Origin of the sequence: Sphingobium sp., assembly GCF_048594625.1 — a bacterium.
Classification (GTDB): domain Bacteria; phylum Pseudomonadota; class Alphaproteobacteria; order Sphingomonadales; family Sphingomonadaceae; genus Sphingobium.
In genome coordinates this window covers 32,877-49,760 of sequence record NZ_JBMDWL010000065.1, presented here as the reverse complement: position 1 = coordinate 49,760, position 16,884 = coordinate 32,877, and the positions used below count along the sequence as shown (strand labels likewise).

18 protein-coding genes are annotated in these 16,884 nt (G+C 64.3%); 7 read left to right on the top strand and 11 right to left on the bottom strand.

Features of this window, described 5'->3' with window-relative positions:
* The first annotated feature begins 43 nt into the window (after positions 1-43).
* The 5 genes from ACOJSJ_RS08040 to msrB all read left to right on the top strand — a co-directional run bounded on the left by ACOJSJ_RS08040 (position 44) and on the right by msrB (position 3,912).
* On the top strand, positions 44-703 hold the full coding sequence (locus ACOJSJ_RS08040; protein ID WP_420144464.1) for an EI24 domain-containing protein: 660 nt from the start codon (positions 44-46) through the stop codon (positions 701-703).
* The gene (locus ACOJSJ_RS08035) at positions 700-1,092 is read left to right on the top strand and encodes a hypothetical protein (RefSeq protein ID WP_420144463.1); all 393 of its coding nucleotides are present in this window, start codon (positions 700-702) and stop codon (positions 1,090-1,092) included. The genes ACOJSJ_RS08040 and ACOJSJ_RS08035 overlap by 4 nt, the downstream gene beginning before the upstream one ends.
* Positions 1,093-1,239: 147 nt before the next feature.
* Complete coding sequence (locus ACOJSJ_RS08030; protein ID WP_420144462.1) at positions 1,240-2,226, top strand: ABC transporter ATP-binding protein; 987 nt, start codon at positions 1,240-1,242, stop codon at positions 2,224-2,226.
* The gene (locus ACOJSJ_RS08025; protein WP_420144461.1) at positions 2,223-3,416 is read left to right on the top strand and encodes an ABC transporter permease; all 1,194 of its coding nucleotides are present in this window, start codon (positions 2,223-2,225) and stop codon (positions 3,414-3,416) included. Before ACOJSJ_RS08030 ends, ACOJSJ_RS08025 begins: the two co-directional genes overlap by 4 nt.
* A 19-nt stretch (positions 3,417-3,435) precedes the next feature.
* Positions 3,436-3,912 carry a peptide-methionine (R)-S-oxide reductase MsrB gene (gene msrB, locus ACOJSJ_RS08020; protein WP_420144460.1) on the top strand — a complete coding sequence of 159 codons (477 nt, stop codon included), beginning with the start codon at positions 3,436-3,438 and terminating at the stop codon, positions 3,910-3,912.
* Here the strand turns inward: msrB and ACOJSJ_RS08015 are convergent.
* The 11 genes from ACOJSJ_RS08015 to htpX form a co-directional block, all read right to left on the bottom strand.
* Positions 3,899-5,578, bottom strand: coding sequence for a hypothetical protein (locus tag ACOJSJ_RS08015; RefSeq protein ID WP_420144459.1), 1,680 nt, complete (start codon positions 5,576-5,578; stop codon positions 3,899-3,901). The genes msrB and ACOJSJ_RS08015 overlap by 14 nt on opposite strands.
* A gap of 55 nt (positions 5,579-5,633) precedes the next feature.
* The gene (locus tag ACOJSJ_RS08010; RefSeq protein WP_420144458.1) at positions 5,634-6,032 is read right to left on the bottom strand and encodes a GtrA family protein; all 399 of its coding nucleotides are present in this window, start codon (positions 6,030-6,032) and stop codon (positions 5,634-5,636) included.
* A 5-nt stretch (positions 6,033-6,037) separates the two neighbouring features.
* Positions 6,038-7,561, bottom strand: a complete 1,524-nt coding sequence (locus ACOJSJ_RS08005) for an NAD(P)/FAD-dependent oxidoreductase (RefSeq protein WP_420144457.1) — start codon at positions 7,559-7,561, stop codon at positions 6,038-6,040.
* Positions 7,562-7,717: 156 nt separating this feature from the next.
* Complete coding sequence (locus ACOJSJ_RS08000; protein WP_420144456.1) at positions 7,718-8,050, bottom strand: UrcA family protein; 333 nt, start codon at positions 8,048-8,050, stop codon at positions 7,718-7,720.
* 170 nt (positions 8,051-8,220) lie between these two features.
* Entirely contained in the window at positions 8,221-9,810 is a 1,590-nt protein-coding gene (gene purH, locus ACOJSJ_RS07995; protein ID WP_420144455.1) for a bifunctional phosphoribosylaminoimidazolecarboxamide formyltransferase/IMP cyclohydrolase, read from the bottom strand.
* 392 nt (positions 9,811-10,202) lie between these two features.
* On the bottom strand, positions 10,203-11,969 hold the full coding sequence (locus ACOJSJ_RS07990) for a heparinase II/III family protein (RefSeq protein ID WP_420144454.1): 1,767 nt from the start codon (positions 11,967-11,969) through the stop codon (positions 10,203-10,205).
* A complete protein-coding gene (gene rpe, locus ACOJSJ_RS07985; RefSeq protein WP_420144453.1) occupies positions 11,966-12,628 on the bottom strand; it encodes a ribulose-phosphate 3-epimerase in 663 nt (220 codons plus the stop codon). The genes ACOJSJ_RS07990 and rpe overlap by 4 nt, the downstream gene beginning before the upstream one ends.
* 90 nt (positions 12,629-12,718) lie before the next feature.
* A complete protein-coding gene (locus ACOJSJ_RS07980) occupies positions 12,719-13,210 on the bottom strand; it encodes a diguanylate cyclase (RefSeq protein WP_420144452.1) in 492 nt (163 codons plus the stop codon).
* A gap of 51 nt (positions 13,211-13,261) precedes the next feature.
* Positions 13,262-14,581: an RsmB/NOP family class I SAM-dependent RNA methyltransferase gene (locus ACOJSJ_RS07975; protein ID WP_420144451.1), complete on the bottom strand. Its 1,320-nt coding sequence runs from the start codon at positions 14,579-14,581 to the stop codon at positions 13,262-13,264.
* 183 nt (positions 14,582-14,764) lie between these two features.
* Positions 14,765-15,025 (bottom strand): hypothetical protein, encoded by a 261-nt coding sequence (locus ACOJSJ_RS07970; RefSeq protein ID WP_420144450.1) that lies wholly within the window; start codon positions 15,023-15,025, stop codon positions 14,765-14,767.
* Positions 15,025-15,999 (bottom strand): zinc metalloprotease HtpX, encoded by a 975-nt coding sequence (gene htpX / locus ACOJSJ_RS07965; protein WP_420144449.1) that lies wholly within the window; start codon positions 15,997-15,999, stop codon positions 15,025-15,027. The genes ACOJSJ_RS07970 and htpX overlap by 1 nt, the downstream gene beginning before the upstream one ends.
* Before the next feature lie 87 nt (positions 16,000-16,086).
* Between htpX and ACOJSJ_RS07960 the strand changes: the two genes are divergently transcribed.
* Together ACOJSJ_RS07960 and ACOJSJ_RS07955 are read left to right on the top strand one after the other, a co-directional pair.
* Positions 16,087-16,260 carry a DUF1674 domain-containing protein gene (locus ACOJSJ_RS07960; protein WP_420144448.1) on the top strand — a complete coding sequence of 58 codons (174 nt, stop codon included), beginning with the start codon at positions 16,087-16,089 and terminating at the stop codon, positions 16,258-16,260.
* Between the two features lie 176 nt (positions 16,261-16,436).
* Entirely contained in the window at positions 16,437-16,880 is a 444-nt protein-coding gene (locus tag ACOJSJ_RS07955; protein WP_420144447.1) for a hypothetical protein, read from the top strand.
* Positions 16,881-16,884: the final 4 nt, after the last annotated feature.

Genomic DNA, 16,884 nt, shown 5'->3' with positions numbered 1-16,884 from the left:
GGCCGCGATTGACGCCACGATCGGCGAGGAGGATAGCAGGCATATGGTTCTGATCGCCGCCCTGCGTGCTTTTCCGTCGATTTGCCACGGCGCGGCGTTGCGCCTGCTGGTCAAGACGCTTGTGCTGACTTTGCTGCTGTTCGCGGGGATGGCGGCGGCTTCATGGGCTGGATTTCATGCCGCCCGCCTGCATTTGAGGTGGGGCGGGGGCGGCTATGGCGAAGCGGGCGTCACCGCGATCGTCATGATCGGTGCCGGATGGCTGCTGTTCCGCGCCACGGCCATGGCAATCATGGGCCTGTTCGCCGACGACATCATAGAGGCGGTGGAGCGGCGCGATTATCCCCATGTCACCGCCCGGCCGGTTGGCTGGGCGCGCAGCCTGCGCTTCGCCGCCCGCTCGGTCGTGCGCACGCTCGGCTGGAACCTGATCGCCTTGCCTGCTTATATTCTGCTGCTGGTGACGGGCGTCGGCACGATCGGGTTGTTCCTGATACTCAACGCCTATCTGCTGGGGCGCGACATGGCCGACATGGTCGAACCGCGCCACCCCGCATCATCGCCCATATCGCGCAGCAGCCGGTGGCTCATGGGCCTCGTTTCGGCGCTTCTGTTCATGGTGCCCGTCGCCAACCTGCTTGCGCCGATCTTCAGCGCGGCTATGGCGGTCCACATGCTGCTCGGACGGAAAAACAAGCCATGACGTCTCTCTTTCGGGGCCTTTATGGCCGTTCGGCTCTGACGTCCCTGCTTGCGTTGCCTTTGGCGGCGTGCGGCGCGGGCAGCGTCGTGCCGCCCGCCCGGCCCATCGCGCCACCGCCGGGGCCGCCAGCCAGTGCTTTCATGAAACAGGGGCCGTTGCTGGGCACCGACGCAAGGCGCCTGACCCAGATGTTCGGTCAGCCCCGGCTCGACATTCGCGAAACCACCGTGCGCAAATTGCAGTTCGCCAACGGCCGTTGCGTGCTCGACGCCTATCTCTACGCACCTGCGCGGGGCAAGGAGCCGGTCGTGACCCATGTCGACGCGCGCACGCCTGCGGGCAATGATGTCGATCCTGCGGCCTGCGCCACCGCGCTGCAAACCAAATAGGGCCGGAGCATCGGAGCAGCCGACGGCTCGCTGAATACGGAAAAAGCAATAAGGGCATCAGCGTAAACGGGACCGCGTTTCCGCGCCGCATCGCCAGCCGGGAAGGTTTCAGTTTGCACGGCCATGGGTCCGCACTATCAAAGCGGGATGATCGGCGACACCCCGGCATCACCAGCCAGCCCAGTGCCCACTCCGACAGCGGCCTATGCCGTCGAGGGACATGGGCTTGTGAAGACCTTCGGCCATTTCCGGGCGGTCGATGGCATCGACATCGCCGTGCCGACCGGGGCCATTTATGGCGTGCTGGGGCCAAATGGCGCGGGGAAGACGACCCTGTTGCGCACGTTGCTCGGCATCATCGACCCGGACGAAGGCCATCGCATGCTGCTGGGCGAAACCCAGCCTCTGCGCATGGCGCGACAGGTCGGCTATCTGCCCGAAGAACGGGGCCTCTATCAGTCGATGAAGGCGTTTGAAGCGATTGCCTTCATGGGTGCGCTGCGCGGATTGCCGCTGAAGGAAGGGCGCGAACGGGCCAGGGCGATGCTGGATGGTCACGGCATGGGGGCGTCGATCGACAAGCCGATCCGTCAATTGTCGAAAGGCATGGCGCAGACGGTGCAATTGTTCGGCACCATCGTCCATCAACCCCGGCTGATAGTACTGGACGAACCTTTTTCCGGGCTGGACGCGATTAATCAGGAAAAGCTGGAGGCCCTGATCCGTGAACAGGCGCGCAGCGGCGTCACCATCCTGTTTTCCACCCATGTCATCGCCCATGCCGAACGGTTGTGCGAACGGATCGCCATCGTCGCGGGAGGACGCATCCGTTTCGAAGGTACGCCGGGGGAGGCGAGGGACCGGCTGCGTCCACAGGTGCGCCTGCGCACCCGCGTGACCGACGGTGCATGGCGGCGTTCGCTGCCCGCCGACACGGTGGTGCAGGATGGGGCCTGGCATTTCGCGCTGCCCGATGAGGGGATAGAGCCGCTGTTGCGGGCGCTGGTCGACGGACAGGCGGGGATCGAAAGCCTGTCCATCGAACGTCCTGGCTTGCACGATGCCTTTGTCGCCATCGCCGGGGAAGCGGCCGCCCGACAGATGCAGGATGAAGCGCGGGAGGAACCGGCATGATGCAGCTCTGGCGATCCGCCTATGTCATCGCCCGGCGCGATTTCACCGCCGTCGTGCTGTCGCGCACCTTCATCCTGTTCCTGCTGGGACCGTTGCTGCCGATCCTGATCGGTATGGCGTTCGGCGGGCTTGGCGACCGGATTTCCAACACCGATCTGCGTCCCACCGTGGGCGTCGCCATGTCGCCTGCCGACCAGGCGGCGCTGGAAAGGGCGCATGATCTGCTGGCCCACCGCATGGGCGACCAGAGCCTGCCACGCCTGCGACCCGCGCCGATGTCTCCGGCGCCTCAGGTGCAGCTGACCCGTTCCGATTCGGATATGGTGGCGATCCTTACCGGCACGCTGGCGCATCCCGTGCTGACGGGCAAGGTCGAGGATCTGGACAAGCTACAAGGTGACATCGGCCTGCTTTCCACCGCCGCGCTGGCCGAACGCAGCCTCAAATTCGTCACCGTGCAGCGGCATGAGGTCGCGGACAGCCGGGGTGCGCAGGCACAGGCCCGCCTGTTGATCGGCCGCATCGCGCAGGTGGTGATGTTCTTCCTCACCATTTTGTTGGCGGGCATGATCCTGTCCAATCTGGTGGAAGAAAAAACGAACAAGATCATCGAGATATTGGCCGCCGCCGTACCGGTCGACGCGATCTTCCTCGGCAAATTGATGGCGATGCTGGCGATGAGCTTCGTCGGCATCGCATTCTGGGGCGGTACGGCCTTTGCCATATTCGCCGTCCTTCACGGCGGCGGCGGGGGATCTTTGCCGGCTCCGGCGATCGGCTGGCCGATGTTCCTGATCCTGTCGGTGCTGTATTTTGCGATGGCCTATACGCTGCTGGGGTCGCTGTTCCTGGGCATAGGCGCACAGGCGGCGACCGTCCGCGAAGTGCAGACGCTGAACATGCCCATCACCATGGCTCAGATGCTCATCTTCTTTTTTGCCAGCTATGCCGTGGATCATATGGGGGCGCCAGCCGAAGTCGCGGCCTGCATCTTTCCCTTCAGTTCGCCCTTCGCCATGATCGCGCGTGCGGCGCAGGATGCGACGCTGTGGCCGCATCTGGTGGCGTTGTTGTGGCAGGCGAGTTTCGTGGCGCTCATCATCCGGGTGGGCGTGCTGCTGTTCCGCCGCCATGTGATGCAATCGGGTGGGCGCTGGTGGAAACGTCTGTTCAGGCCCGCGACAGGCTGAAGCCGCTATGCCGCTTGCCATGGATCGACGGCATTTTCTGGGTGGCATCACAGGCGGCATCATGGCTGTGGCTCTGTGGCAGGTCTGGCCGCAACGGGCGGAGGCTGCCTACCCCTTTGCGCTCAGCGATGCAGAGTGGAAAAAGCGCCTCAGTCCATGGGCTTACAAGGTTCTGCGACAAAAAGCGACGGAGTTTCCCGGTTCCAGCCCTCTCAACGAAGAGCATCGCGCCGGGTTGTTTTCCTGCGCTGGCTGCGACCAGCAACTCTTCAGTTCAAAAACCAAGTTCGATAGCGGCACCGGCTGGCCCAGTTTCTGGGCCGCGCTTCCCAGATCCGTCGGCACCAGCCGTGACCTGGGCCTTGGCGAAATCCGGACCGAGGTACATTGCGCGCGATGCGGCGGGCATCTGGGCCATGTCTTCGATGACGGGCCGCGCCCGACCGGCAGGCGTTACTGCATGAACGGGGTTGCGCTGCGCTTCAATCCCGCCTGATCCGCCAGATATGCAAAGGCCCCTTTATCGGCAGTGGCTCCAGCCAATCAGGCGTCGATCCCTTGGCGAGCATGGCGGCCAGACCACGGCCATTTTCCTTGCCATATAATATGCCCTCATTCAGCCCGTCGCAGGTGATGAGATAGGAGGCGCGGGTCCGCAATATCACGTTGCGGGCCTGATCGGGGGCATCCACGAAACCTTGAATCACCGCCGTAATGCCGATGCTGTTGCGATGATGCGCGGTGCCGATGACGCTGTGCCGCGTCTTGGCGAGAATATCGGGACCGATGTCGAGTGGTGCGAACAATGTCGCGACCGGCAGCCTGTCGAGCGGCGCCAGAACGGCGGCAGACCGGCAATTGGCGACATTTGCCTTGGTTGGTTCAGGCTCGCTCGTCGGCGCGACCCAGGCGGCGCAAAGGCCCGCAGGTGTCAATAATATCAGCCCCACCGATCCACCCACGCGCAGCAGGGCGGTGTGTTGCGCCTGCACCTTGGCAATCAGCCGCATCAGCAGCCATCCAATACCGGGCAGCGACAGCATATGCGCGACGGACAGCGCGCGCACGACCATCATCGATACCAGTATCGCTCCTGTGATCAGCAATGTCAGCGTCAACCACCGCATCCGCGCTTCGCCCACGGCTTCCCGCGCGGCGAAAAAGCTGGCGCCCAGTCCCAGAAGCGACGGCAGCAGGATGATGCCTTGCAACGACAGGGTCTGCTCCCAGATCGGTCGTCCTTCCAGAACCTGCATATACCATAGTCGATATGCGACCGGTCCCAGCGATGCGAAGGGGTCGCCGGTCAGGCACGATCCGCCGGTCAGCAGAAAGGCTGCGATGGCGGCGGCGCCGCCCAGTGCAGCGATCAGCGCGCGATGCGCCGCCGTCTTCGTCCCGATCACCCAGCCGAAGCAGGCGGTGGTCAGCGACAGGGCAACCAGAGGCCAGACGTAGACATAGGACAGGGCATCGCAATAGCGTGCCGCCAATGCCTGCGGACCGCGCAACAGTGCCAGAAAAATTGTGGCCAGCATGCCCAGGGTCACGACATAGGCCATGAACCGTGGCGCCTGATCGCGCGCCATTACATGGCGCAGCGCCAGTATCGACGCGAAAATCGCCGCATAAGGCAGCGCTTCGGCAGAAATCTGGAGCCATAGGGCGACAGACAGCGCGGTGATGATCCCACCACGCAGCGGCCGCTGGTCGATCGCGCCGCATAGCGCCAATCCGGCCAGCATGGTTTGCCAGCCATGATGATCGATCCGCAACGGGAGGAACCGGACAAAGACGCTCGGCGTGATGACCAGCAGCGCGACGGTCGTCAGCGCCCCCATATTCCCCATTAACCGGCGCGCGGCGATGAACAGCGCAACGGTCAGGCCGCCCAGCAAGATCAGGGGCGCGATCGAGCAGGCGGCAATATCTGCCGTCGGTGCGCCGACCAGCGGCGTCAGGATAAGGATGATCAGCGCAACCGGCATGTCGACGACGCGCGACCAGTGCATCGGGCCGCCCAGCGGCGGGTTCACGCGATGCTGGCTGACGTCCCAGAAAGCTTGCCCGCCAATCCAGTCGCGAACCTGCGTCAACCGCATGGCGTCGTCGGGATCGCGGAAGCCCAATATAGGAAGATCCGCCCGGAGCAACAGCAACATGGCGGCGCAGCATGCCAACCATAGCAGCAATGCCCACGATGCGGCGCGCGGCACCTCAGGCCTTTGCGAAAAGGACATATTTTCGAATGGCATAGACGATGATGAAACTCGCTGGCACCGACAGCAGCTTGGCGATGGCGGGTGACATGCCCGCTGCGCTCAATGCGCCGACCAATGCCATGGTCGTGGCCATGCCGACCCCGGCGGTGATGATGAAACCGACACGCTGAATATGGGTCGGGCCATGATCCATGATGAAAACGAAACGGGTGCTGACGATCCAGTGGACGATCAGCCCGATTGTATATCCTGCCGATGCAGCGATCAGCGGTGTAGCGCCGCCATGATCCAGCGCCAGGAAAATGGCGAAATCACAGCTGAGCGCGGCGATGCTGGCCAAAAGATAGCGGGCGAACATCAACCGCATCAGCAGCGCGCCGACGCCCCCTGTCATCAGCGTCAGGCTGCTTTCAGGCGCGAAGGCACGGCGCGGACGCTGGCCAGAGCGGCCTGCGCGTCGGCATCCTGACCTTCTTCGCCCGCTTCATGATATTCGGCATCTTCATTGACCTGCCACACGTCATGGACGCGCGCGCCCGCCACGATGTTGCGCACGGTCAGCATCGCCGTCATCATCGCATGGTCCTGATTATTGTAACGGTGCATGCCGTTGCGGCCGACCAGATGCAGCCTCGGGTAACGTGCTTCCAGTTCGCTGCGCATCGCCAGCACATTGGCGGCATAATCATCGTCATAGACGGGATAGGCCTTTTCCTGCCGCACGACTGCGCCGCCGACCACATCCTCCGCCCTGCACAGGCCCAGCTGTCCCATCTCGCGGGTAGCGAGCGCGATCAGGTCGGCATCGGATGCAGACCACAGGCCATCGCCTTCGAAGCAGAAATATTCAAGGCCGACACAGGCAAGCGAAGGGTCGGGCACCATTTCGGGCGACCAGCTGCGGAAATTCTGGATACGGCCGACCCGTACCTTGCTGTCGTGGATATAAATCCAGTTGTCAGGGAAGATGTCGTCCCCCTTCACCATCAGCGCGACGGTCAGGAAGTCGCGATATTTGAGGTCCATCGCCTGCGGCAGCGTAGCGGGCAGGGGGTGGATGCGTCCGGCCAGTTCGCGCATCGGCGCAGACGAAATCACATGGGCGGCATTGATGACGACATCGCCATCCGGCCCCTGCGACACCAGCCGCCAGCGGGTATTGTCCTTGTCTTCCTCCAGCCGCTTGAAGCTGTGCGCCATCAATACCTGATTACCACCGGCGATCACCTTGTCGCGGGCGGCTTCCCACATCATGCCGGGGCCAAGGCGCGGATAGCGGAATGTTTCCAGCAGCGTCTTGGTCGCCATGCCGTCATTGGGCTTCCTGTTGAGGCCAAGGCTGCGCTTCAGGCCATCGACCACCGCGCCCCACAGCGACAGTCCCTTGATGCGCTGCGCCGCCCAGTCGGCGGACATTTCGTTGCAGGGCATGCCCCAGACCTTTTCCGTATAGGTTTTGAAAAAGATCGAGAACAGCTTGTGACCGAATGCGTTGACGGTCCAGTCCTGAAAGGAACGAACATTGCGATTGGGGAACAGCCGGGCCTTGGCGAAGCTCGCCATGCAGAGCGTGGAACGCCAGATGCCGAGATTCCACAGGGCTTCGAAGGCGCGCAGCGGATAGCTGTAATATTTGCCTTCATAATAGATGCGGCTCATGCGCGGGCGCTGGATGAAATCGTCGGGCAGGATTTCATTCCACAGATCGACGACCTGCTGCGACTTGGAAAAGAAGCGGTGGCCACCAATGTCGAATCGGTAGCCGTCCAGTTCGACCGTCCGACTGATGCCGCCGACATAGACCGGGTCTTTTTCGATGACCGTGACGCTCAGCCCCTGCTTGGTCAGCAAATAGGCGGCGGTCAGGCCCGCCGGACCGGCGCCGATGATGGCAACGTCCACATGATGATCGGTACGCGACATGGCAGGTCAATCCCCCGGAAAATCCCTCGTGAAACGGGAGTGAAGGAAATCCTCTAAGGAGTGGTTAATCATCGGTAAGCATGATGCGCTGCGCATATGACAAGAGGCCGCCCTACATGCTGTAGAGCGGCCTCTTTCATTTCCAGGCGCGGCAGTTCAGCTCTGGCGCTGGGCCAGGCTGGTCAGGTCGCTGCGTGCACCTTCGATCGCGCTGCCATAGCAGTTGCGATAATCGTCAGTCACGGGCAGGACCGAACCGTTGACAAAACCGCATACCTGCTTGGACGCGCGGACCAGCCGCGAATCGGCACGGCGCATGCCGTTGGTGCTGGCAAGGTTGAGATCGGCAAGCGACACGGCGAGGGTGCGGGTTTCTGTGCCGGCATGGCCGTCGACCACCACATCCATGTCGTTGCTGCCGGCGCTTGCCACGCCGGGCAGTGCAAGGGCCATCGTGGCGGCCATCGCCACCAGCATCTTCTTGGTCATCCTATTCTCCTGTCGAACATTTATATTTTCTGCCCCACGTCTGACGCGGAAGTAGGGTCACCTGTATAAATAGGCGCGCCCGGCAGAGTTGAAAAGAGGCCAGTTCGCAAAAATTGGCGGTTTTCTGCGATTTTGCAGGTGCGAAGATGGCTTCGCACCTGCATGATGGATCAGTGGCGGAAGTGGCGCATGCCGGTGAAGACCATGGCAAGGCCCGCTTCGTCTGCTGCGGCAATCACTTCATCGTCACGGATGGAGCCGCCCGGCTGGATCACGGCCGTGGCGCCAGCCTCCACCGCCGCCAGCAGGCCGTCGGCAAAGGGGAAGAAGGCGTCGGATGCAACCGCCGAACCGATCGTGCGCGGGGTGGCCCAGCCCGCCTTTTCAGCGGCATCCTTGGCCTTCCACGCTGCGATGCGCGCGGATTCGAGGCGATTCATCTGGCCCGCGCCCACGCCCGCGGTGCTGCCGTCTCTGGCATAGACGATGGCGTTGGACTTCACATGTTTGGCCACGGTCCAGGCGAACAGGCAGTCCTTGAGTTCCTGATCGGTCGGCGCGCGCTTCGTCACGACCTTCAGCGCGTCGCGATCCACCTTGCCATTGTCGCGGCTCTGGACCAGCAGGCCGCCCGCAATACTCTTGATCTGCAGGCCGGGGCGGGCCGGATCGGGCAGGTCGCCGGTCAGCAGCAGGCGCAGATTCTTCTTCTTGGCAAAGATCGCCTTGGCCTCATCATCGGCGTCGGGCGCGGCGACGACTTCGGTGAAGATGCCGCTGATCGCTTCGGCGGTCGGGCCGTCGAGCGGGCGGTTGACCGCGATGATGCCGCCGAACGCCGACACGCTGTCGCAGGCGAGCGCGGCTTCATAGGCCTCGATCAGGGTTTCGCCGGTGGCGACGCCGCACGGATTGGCGTGCTTCACGATCACCACGGTCGGCGGGCCGTCGCGAAATTCGCTGACCAGCTCCAGCGCGGCGTCGGCGTCGTTATAATTATTGTAGCTCAGTTCCTTGCCCTGAATCTGTTCCGCCTGGGCGATGCCCTTGGCGGAAGGACCGACAGGCAGGTAGAGCGCGGCCGACTGGTGCGGGTTTTCGCCATAGCGCAGCGTAGCGCCCAGCTTGCTCGACACGGCCAGCGTTTCGGGGAACATCACGCCCTGATCGGCGAAGGCGAACCAACTGGCGATCATCGAGTCATAAGCGGCGGTGGCGGCGTAAGCCTTGGCGGCCAGCATCCGGCGGAAATCATAGCTGGTCGCGCCGCTTTTTTCCCCCATTTCGGCGATCAGGCGGGCATAGTCGGCCGGGTCGGTGACGATCGCGACGCTTTCGTGGTTCTTCGCGGCCGAACGGACCATGGACGGGCCGCCAATGTCGATATTCTCGATGATCTCTTCACGGTCCGCACCCTTGGCCACGGTCGCGGCGAAGGGGTAGAGGTTGACGACCACCAGATCGATCGCGCCGATTTCATGTTCGTCCATCGATGCCACATGTTCGGCATTGCCCCGCACGGCGAGCAGGCCGCCATGCACCTTGGGATGCAGCGTCTTGACGCGGCCGTCCATCATTTCGGGGAAGCCGGTCAGGTCGGAAATATCCTTCACCGCAAGGCCCGCTTCGCGCAGCGCTTTCGCCGTGCCGCCGGTGGACACCAGTTCGACGCCATGTTTGCCCAGCGCCTGCCCCAGTTCGATCAGTCCCGATTTGTCGGACACGGACAACAGGGCGCGTTTGATGGTGACGTCGTTCATGGGAAAGAGCTTTCTCTGGGGCAAAAGGCAGGGCGACTTTGCGCCGGTCCCTTAGGCGCAGACGAGAAAAAAATACAGCCCCGTAAGCTATAATGGCGCGACAGTGGCGCGACAGGTCGAAGTTCACACCGTCGTGGGGGTCTGACGGGCATTTTGACGCCTGTTGCGCCGCAAAGGCGACAGCGATGCGTCCTATGCGCGCCGGTGACGCGTCATGCGCGCGACCCCTGCGCGACAGAGCGCAACACAAACGCGCCACCGGCGCGACAGCGTCCGGCGTGTGTGTGGGGGGAAGGGGCGTAACGTGGGCGGCATCGGACAGAATAGATCAGGGATGCGCGGTGTAGGACAGATCAGGATGCGTCATGAAGGCGTGGTCCGTGGACAGGCCGTCATCCGACGCGTTTGAAGATCCAGCCGATATTCGATCCGCCCGGCAGGGCTTCGGCCGTCACGACCAGCTGACGGGTCGGATGCGGGCGGCCGTCGCCATCGACCCACAGGCTGTCCTCTACGGTCAGCAGGCCAGCGCCCGCGCGGAATTGCCAGAGCGGGCCAAGGTCGATGCGCAGCAAGGCGCCCATATTGTCGGCGGTCAGCGTCGGTTCGACGCCGGGCGCCAGATGGAAACGCAGCTGCACCGGCTGTTTCGATGGCTTTCGACGGCGTTCGGCGGGGGTCAGCATATCCTCGCCCCGGATTTCCTTGCCATCGCCGCTCATCAGCAGCAGGCGACGGTGGACATAGCCCATGCGCCGGACATAGCCGTCATGGGACAGGTCCAGCCGGCTGCCATTGTCCAGTTCCTGCCGGTTCAGTTCGACTTCGGTCACGCCCTTGCCCAGCGTCCCGTCGGGCAGCAGCGCCGTCGAATTGCTGTCGTTCAGCACCAGCGTGCTGTGGGCAGCCGTCGTGCGCAGCCCCTGCGCCAGATCGCGGGGAATCCATGCGCCCTCCAGCGCAGCGCCGCCGCAATTGACGATCAGGCGCAGCGGCCCGTCGCTAATCTCTATCGCGCCGGTGGAGGCGCAGCCTGCTTCGGCCAGACGGGCGACCGGCGGCGGGGCGGCGTCGATCTGAAGCACGGTCGCGCCAGCCGCCAGCCGTTGATAGCCCCAGTCGCGCGCCTGCCGCAGCGGGCGGGTGCGCACGCGGCTCGCCTCGATCACGGCGGCGACCATATCGGGGGCGATCGCGCCTGCGCCCTGCCAGCTGCCAAGGCCGCCGTCGCCATGGGTCAGGCCCAGCAGCGCGGGGACCGCGCGGGTCAGGCCGTCGATCAGGCAGGCTGGCGGCGTTTCGCGGCGCACATCATAAACGGCGCGCAACATGGACAGCAGCATCACCGCTTCGGTCTGCGCCAGCGGGGATCGCGACACGATGCCACCATCGGCGTGGAATCCGGTGTCGATGGCGCGTTTCAGGCCCGCTTCGCCGAACAGCTTGCGCGGTCCCCCGCCGGGGATCAGCAGCGACGCCGCGACGATGCCGCACCATGCCACCAGGCGCGGCAGCCCCATCGGCGCCTTGTCCGCGCTGCGGTCCAGATGGCGGGCGGTGCGCGCGATGCAGTTGAGCACCAGCGATCGATAGACAAGGTCGCTCGATGACAGGATCAATGGCGCATGGGCGGTCCAGAACAGCAGGCGCCAGCCCGCATTGTCGGCGCGCCATGCCGGTTCGCTGGGCGTTTCATGATGGGCGGACAGCCATTTGCGCATCACGCTTTCGGCGATCGGCGCGCCCTGTTCACGCGATGCCGATCCGGCAAGGTCGCGCAGCCAGCGAAAGCTGTGCAGATAGTCGGCGAAGCTCTGGCCGATCGACAGGCGGGTGAAATCCAGCGTGTCGATGGGCAGTTTCTGCCCGCGCATCAGGAAATATCCGGTGCGGATCGCCGCACCCGCGCGCCGGTCGCCCGGAATGGCGTCATCCGGCACGGCCAGCAGCTTCAGCGGATATTTGCCCTTCAGCTTGCGGCCGTGGATCGGCGTCTTCCAGCTGAGCAGGTAGAATTGATTGGCGATTTTCTGCGCCAGCGACAACCCCTTGTCATCCGCGACGCGGATGAGCCGCTTGCCCTGTTCTATGCTGTCATCGCCTGCTTGCGGGGCGAAGTCCTGCGTCGAACGGGGGGGGAGGCGCCGGGGTTCGCTCACCCGCCCCGCAGCTTCCGGATATTGTCGGCATAGGCGTCAGGCCCGCCGCGGAAGGTCGCGGTGCCCGCCACCAGCACGTCGGCGCCCGCCGCGATCGCCTTTGGCGCGGTATTGAAATCGATGCCGCCATCGACCTGCAGGTGAATGTCGCGGCCGCTCTTGTCGATCATCTTGCGGATCGCCTCGATCTTGCGCAGCTGATTTTCGATGAAGCTCTGCCCGCCGAAACCGGGATTGACGCTCATCACCAGGATCAGGTCGACATCGTCCATCAGATAATCAAGCATCTTGGCCGGCGTGCCGGGGTTCAGCACCACGCCCGCCTTCACGCCCAGCGACTTGATATGCTGGACGGTGCGGTGGATGTGCGGACCCGCTTCGGGATGGACGGTGATGATGTCCGATCCGGCGGCGGCAAAGGCGTCCAGATACTGGTCCACCGGCGAAATCATCAGGTGGACGTCGAATATCTTCTTCGTGTGCGGGCGCAACGCCTTCACCACATTGGGGCCGATGGTGATGTTGGGCACGAAATGGCCGTCCATCACGTCGATATGCACCCAGTCGCAACCGGCTTCGTCGATGGCGCGGACTTCCTCGCCCAGACGAGCAAAGTCGGCGGACAGGATGGATGGGGATATCAGAATGGAACGGGTCATTAACCGTCGGCCTTAATCGCCGTCGGGGGCAAGGGCAACGGGGATTTTCAGGCGAGTCGCGATTGTTTCCGGCCGTTCGCGCAAGCCGTTTTAAAGCATGACGAAAATCGTCGGGTCCAGCCGATGGGATGCGGCCGATCCTTTGGGTAAAAGCTGCTTCACGCCGTGCAGCCCCACGACCACCCCGTCATCGTTTAGTATCGGCGCGGCGATCAGCCGCATCGCGCACTGTCCCATGCCGTCGGCCTGATGAATGTCGACGTCCAGCGTGAATCCGCGCCGGTGACGGATGGCATAGGCGCGCAGCCGCTCCATCGCTTCCCGCGAATCCGGGGCGTAAAGCGATACGGACAGTGCGCGCGGCACGATGCTGTCGCGTTCCAGCCCGAACAGGTCGTACACCCCCGCCGTCCAGCTGAGCGCGTTGTCCGCCAGATCGCAATGCCACAGGCCCAGCCCCCGCTCAGCCAGCGCGGCGTCATTATGGGCGATGGTGGAATCGAGCAGCACCGGCGCCAGATGTTGGCGCAGGTCATATAGCGGCCAGCTATGGTTGAGTGGTAATGGCTCGATCGGACGCACGCACCGGCTCCTGAACAGGAAAGGCCCTTCTACGCCGAGTGTGGTTAAGGGTTAGTTTGCCCTTCTGACAAGCCGCGCGATGAAAAAGCTGTCCGTGCCGCCCCGGTCCGCCAGCATGTCGGGCAGGGTGCGCAGCCAGCCCTGCGGCGCGGGCGCCATGGCCCGGGGCAGTTCGTCCGGCCGCGCGGGGGCGAGTGCGAAGTCGGGATGATCGGCAAGGAAGCGAGTGATCTGATCCTCCCCCTCCGCCCGTTCCAGCGAACAGGTGGCATAGACGATCTGTCCGCCAGGTTTCAGCCACCCGGCGGCGCGCGCCAGCAGTTCGCCCTGCAATTCGGCCAGTTCCGCAATCTGGCGCGGTCCGATGCGATGCAGGACGTCGGGATGGCGGCGATAGATGCCGGTCGCGGTGCAGGGCGCGTCGAGCAGGATCGCGTCGACCGGTCCTTCGGGCTGCCACTGGCGCAGGTCCGCCTGCACGATGTCGGCGGACAGGGCGGTGCGGGCCAGATTGTCGGTTAGCCGCTCCAGCCGCTTTTTCGACTGGTCGATGGCGGTCACGCGCCACCCCGCGGCGGCCAGTTGCATCGTCTTGCCCCCCGGCGCGGCGCACAGGTCCAGCACATGGCGGCCATTCCCCGCGCCCAGCAGGCGCGCGGCGCAGGATGCGGCGATGTCCTGCACCCACCAGCCGCCTTCCGCAAAGCCCGGCAGATCGGTGATGGACGCGCCATCGGGCAGGCGGACATGGCCCGGCGCGAAGGATGCGCCGTTCAGCGCCTCCGCCCATGTCGCCGTCTGCGCCGCGTCGCGCAGGCTGACGTCCACCGGCGGGCGCTGGCCATAGGCATGGGCGGCGGCCACGGGCATGGCGTCGCCCCATTGCCCGGCCCAGCGTTCGGCGACATCGGCGGGCAGGGTCGGGGGCGATGGCAATGACGGTTCGCTGCGCGTGACCGTGCCGAACACGCCATGGACCAGCTTGCGCGGCCCGCCATCGACCAGCGGCAGCGCGGTCGCGATGGCGGCATGGGGCGGCGTGTCGAGCGCCAGCGTCTGAACCAGCGCAATGCGTAGCACCATGCGCGCCTTGGCATCATCGGGCAGCGGCTGCCTGGTCGCACCGTCGATCAGCGCGTCCAGATCGGGCAGGTGGCGCAGCGCTTCGGCGGCGATGGCATGCACCAGCGCGCGGTCTGCGGGGGGCAGGCCCTGTGCCGCGCCATGCAGCGCCAGTTCGAGCGGATCGCCGCGGCGCAATACGGCGTCCAGCAGCTTCAGCGCGGCGCGGCGGGCGGGGAAACCGGGAACATCGTCGGCGCGGGGCGCGGCGGGGCGATTGCTGGAGCGGCGATTTTGGGGGCGGGACATGAGCGGCCCCTACGCCCTTTCGTCCGCAGAGCATAGTGTGATCAGATGGAATCGAGCGATGCCCTTATTGCCTCCTGAGTTCCGCATGATCCGAGCCGTCGACCGTTCCGGCCGACCTCAGCAGGCCCTAAAGATAATGGGAGACGCCAAAGCCGATCGTCAGAAACAGCGCGATCCAGCATGTCACGCCGGTCCACAATGCCAGCCAGTCCGACCGGGGGGGCGGGCATGGCTACCCCTTGGCACGGTGCGCAGCGAGGAAGGGATGCGCTTTCCGCCCAGCGTGGCGATGGCGATCATGCGACGGCCTATGCCGTGAAAGAAGCGGGCTGTGTGGCGGGAAAAGATATGATCGACGGTCAAGTCGACGACCAGTCCTCCGGCGTGGCGCAGCACCACGCCGGTCGCATCGATGACGACCTCTCCAATCTCATCGACTGGCATCAGCGCCCATGCGGGTCGAGCGCGCTGCGGCGGCGTGGCTGCGCCGCGGTTGGTGTCGCAGGCGGTGTTGCAGTCGGGGCGGCGGCAACGGGTGACAGGGCCGATGCGCGCGGCCTTTCCGTCATCCTGCCTATGGTAGGTGCGCCCATTTCCGCCGCCATATCCTGCAGGGCGGCGATGCGCTTCTCGGTCGCGGGGTGGGTGGAAAACAGTTCGCTGACATGGGTGGGCACGATATACAGCTGCGCCGCGGCCGGATTGCGTTCCGCCACAGGATTGGGGATGCGCTGTGCCTGTCCCGCGATCTTAGACAGGGCGGATGCAAGGGCGTGGGGATTGCCGCTGATTTCCGCCCCGGCGCGGTCGGCGCCATATTCGCGCGTGCGGCTGATCGCCATCTGCACGATCATCGCGGCAAAGGGCGCGACGATCACCGCCAGCAGGCTGGCGATCATGTTGCCATGGCCTTCCCGATCGCCGCTGCGAAAGAACAGGCCGAAATTGGCCAGCATCGAAATCGCGCCCGCGATGGTCGCGACCATCGTCATGATCAGCGTGTCGCGATTTTTCACATGGCCCAGTTCATGCGCCATCACGCCCGCCACTTCGTCGCGGCTCAGCATCGACAGCAGGCCGGTGGTGGCGGCGACGGCGGCATTGTCGGGGTTGCGGCCTGTGGCAAAGGCATTGGGCGCGTCCTGATCGATGATATAGACGCGCGGCATCGGCAGAGCGGCCCGCTGCGCCAGATCGCGCACCAGATCGTAGAAATCGGGCGCGCTCTGCGCATCGACTTCGCGGGCGCCATGCATGGACAGGACGATCCTGTCCGCGTTCCAGAAGGTGAAGAGGTTCATGCCCGCCGCGACCAGCAACGCGATGACCGCGCCGCCGCTGCCGCCCAGCGTATAGCCCAGCGCCATGAACAGCGCCGTCAGCGCCGCCAGCAACATGGTCGTCTTCATACCGCTCACTTGCACTTGTCTCCTTTGCGGCCCAGATAGCGCGCAGACCATGAATATGGGGTTGATCAACCCCGTTCGCAATCGAAAGGCCAGTCCATGGGAACCTTCAACGGCAAGCGTCCGGCGCATGTGCAGCCGCCCGCCCATCTTTCCAAAAGCCCCCCCGTGCCACAGGGCGACCCGATCGATGCGCCGTCGCGCCATGATGAAGAACTCAGCCCCGTCCGTTATGGCGATTGGGAACGCAAGGGCATCGCCATCGATTTCTGAATAAGTTCCTGAGATTGCTGGCCTGCCTCCATTCGCCGTTGATTTTGCACGGCAACCGACGGTCCGTGCCCCCCTTGCGGGGAGCCTGACCCGCCTGCTCTGGCCTTTTTTTCCGCATGCCCTGACACCGGGAAGCAGAAGGAGTGCGGGGCGTGGGTCTACAATTGGTTTCTGACATGAGTGTGAAGGCGGTTTCGGATTATGCGCCGGAAGATGCGGCGTTGCTGTGCGCCGTGGGTCGGCTGGTCTGCGCGTGGACGATGCTGGAACAGAGCCTGGAAGCGAAAATTACGCAGTTGCGGGAGGCGATGGGCGATGTGCGGACAGTCGGCGCCCGCACGCGGCCCAGCATGACCAAGCTAATGACCGAATTGCGCACGATGGTGGCCATGCGCGACCGGCGCAATGCCAGTGCGCTGACCGAAATCGCATCGATCGAACGCGATATGCAGCGGATCGACCGGTTTCGCGCGCTGATCATTCAGGGTTTCCATCAGCCCGAACCGGGCGGATTTACCTGTCGCGACGGACGGAACAATTTGCAGCATATAGCGCTGGAGCATCTTGAGAGTGAGATCGCGGCGCTGGAAGTTGTGGCCAATCGTCTGCTTGCGGTCTGAACGC

Bases quoted from the DNA above. Each gene is read 5' to 3' on its own strand.
- ACOJSJ_RS08015 (WP_420144459.1), bottom strand. From the start codon at position 5,578: ATGTTGCTGTTGCTCCGGGCGGATCTTCCTATATTGGGCTTCCGCGAT.
- ACOJSJ_RS08030 (WP_420144462.1), top strand. From the start codon at position 1,240: ATGATCGGCGACACCCCGGCATCACCAGCCAGCCCAGTGCCCACTCCG.
- ACOJSJ_RS08040 (WP_420144464.1), top strand. From the start codon at position 44: ATGGTTCTGATCGCCGCCCTGCGTGCTTTTCCGTCGATTTGCCACGGC.
- ACOJSJ_RS08010 (WP_420144458.1), bottom strand. From the start codon at position 6,032: ATGACAGGGGGCGTCGGCGCGCTGCTGATGCGGTTGATGTTCGCCCGC.
- ACOJSJ_RS08035 (WP_420144463.1), top strand. From the start codon at position 700: ATGACGTCTCTCTTTCGGGGCCTTTATGGCCGTTCGGCTCTGACGTCC.
- ACOJSJ_RS08000 (WP_420144456.1), bottom strand. From the start codon at position 8,050: ATGACCAAGAAGATGCTGGTGGCGATGGCCGCCACGATGGCCCTTGCA.
- ACOJSJ_RS07960 (WP_420144448.1), top strand. From the start codon at position 16,087: ATGGGAACCTTCAACGGCAAGCGTCCGGCGCATGTGCAGCCGCCCGCC.
- ACOJSJ_RS07970 (WP_420144450.1), bottom strand. From the start codon at position 15,025: ATGCCAGTCGATGAGATTGGAGAGGTCGTCATCGATGCGACCGGCGTG.
- purH (WP_420144455.1), bottom strand. From the start codon at position 9,810: ATGAACGACGTCACCATCAAACGCGCCCTGTTGTCCGTGTCCGACAAA.
- ACOJSJ_RS08025 (WP_420144461.1), top strand. From the start codon at position 2,223: ATGATGCAGCTCTGGCGATCCGCCTATGTCATCGCCCGGCGCGATTTC.
- msrB (WP_420144460.1), top strand. From the start codon at position 3,436: ATGGATCGACGGCATTTTCTGGGTGGCATCACAGGCGGCATCATGGCT.
- ACOJSJ_RS07975 (WP_420144451.1), bottom strand. From the start codon at position 14,581: ATGTCCCGCCCCCAAAATCGCCGCTCCAGCAATCGCCCCGCCGCGCCC.
- ACOJSJ_RS07955 (WP_420144447.1), top strand. From the start codon at position 16,437: ATGAGTGTGAAGGCGGTTTCGGATTATGCGCCGGAAGATGCGGCGTTG.
- rpe (WP_420144453.1), bottom strand. From the start codon at position 12,628: ATGACCCGTTCCATTCTGATATCCCCATCCATCCTGTCCGCCGACTTT.
- ACOJSJ_RS08005 (WP_420144457.1), bottom strand. From the start codon at position 7,561: ATGTCGCGTACCGATCATCATGTGGACGTTGCCATCATCGGCGCCGGT.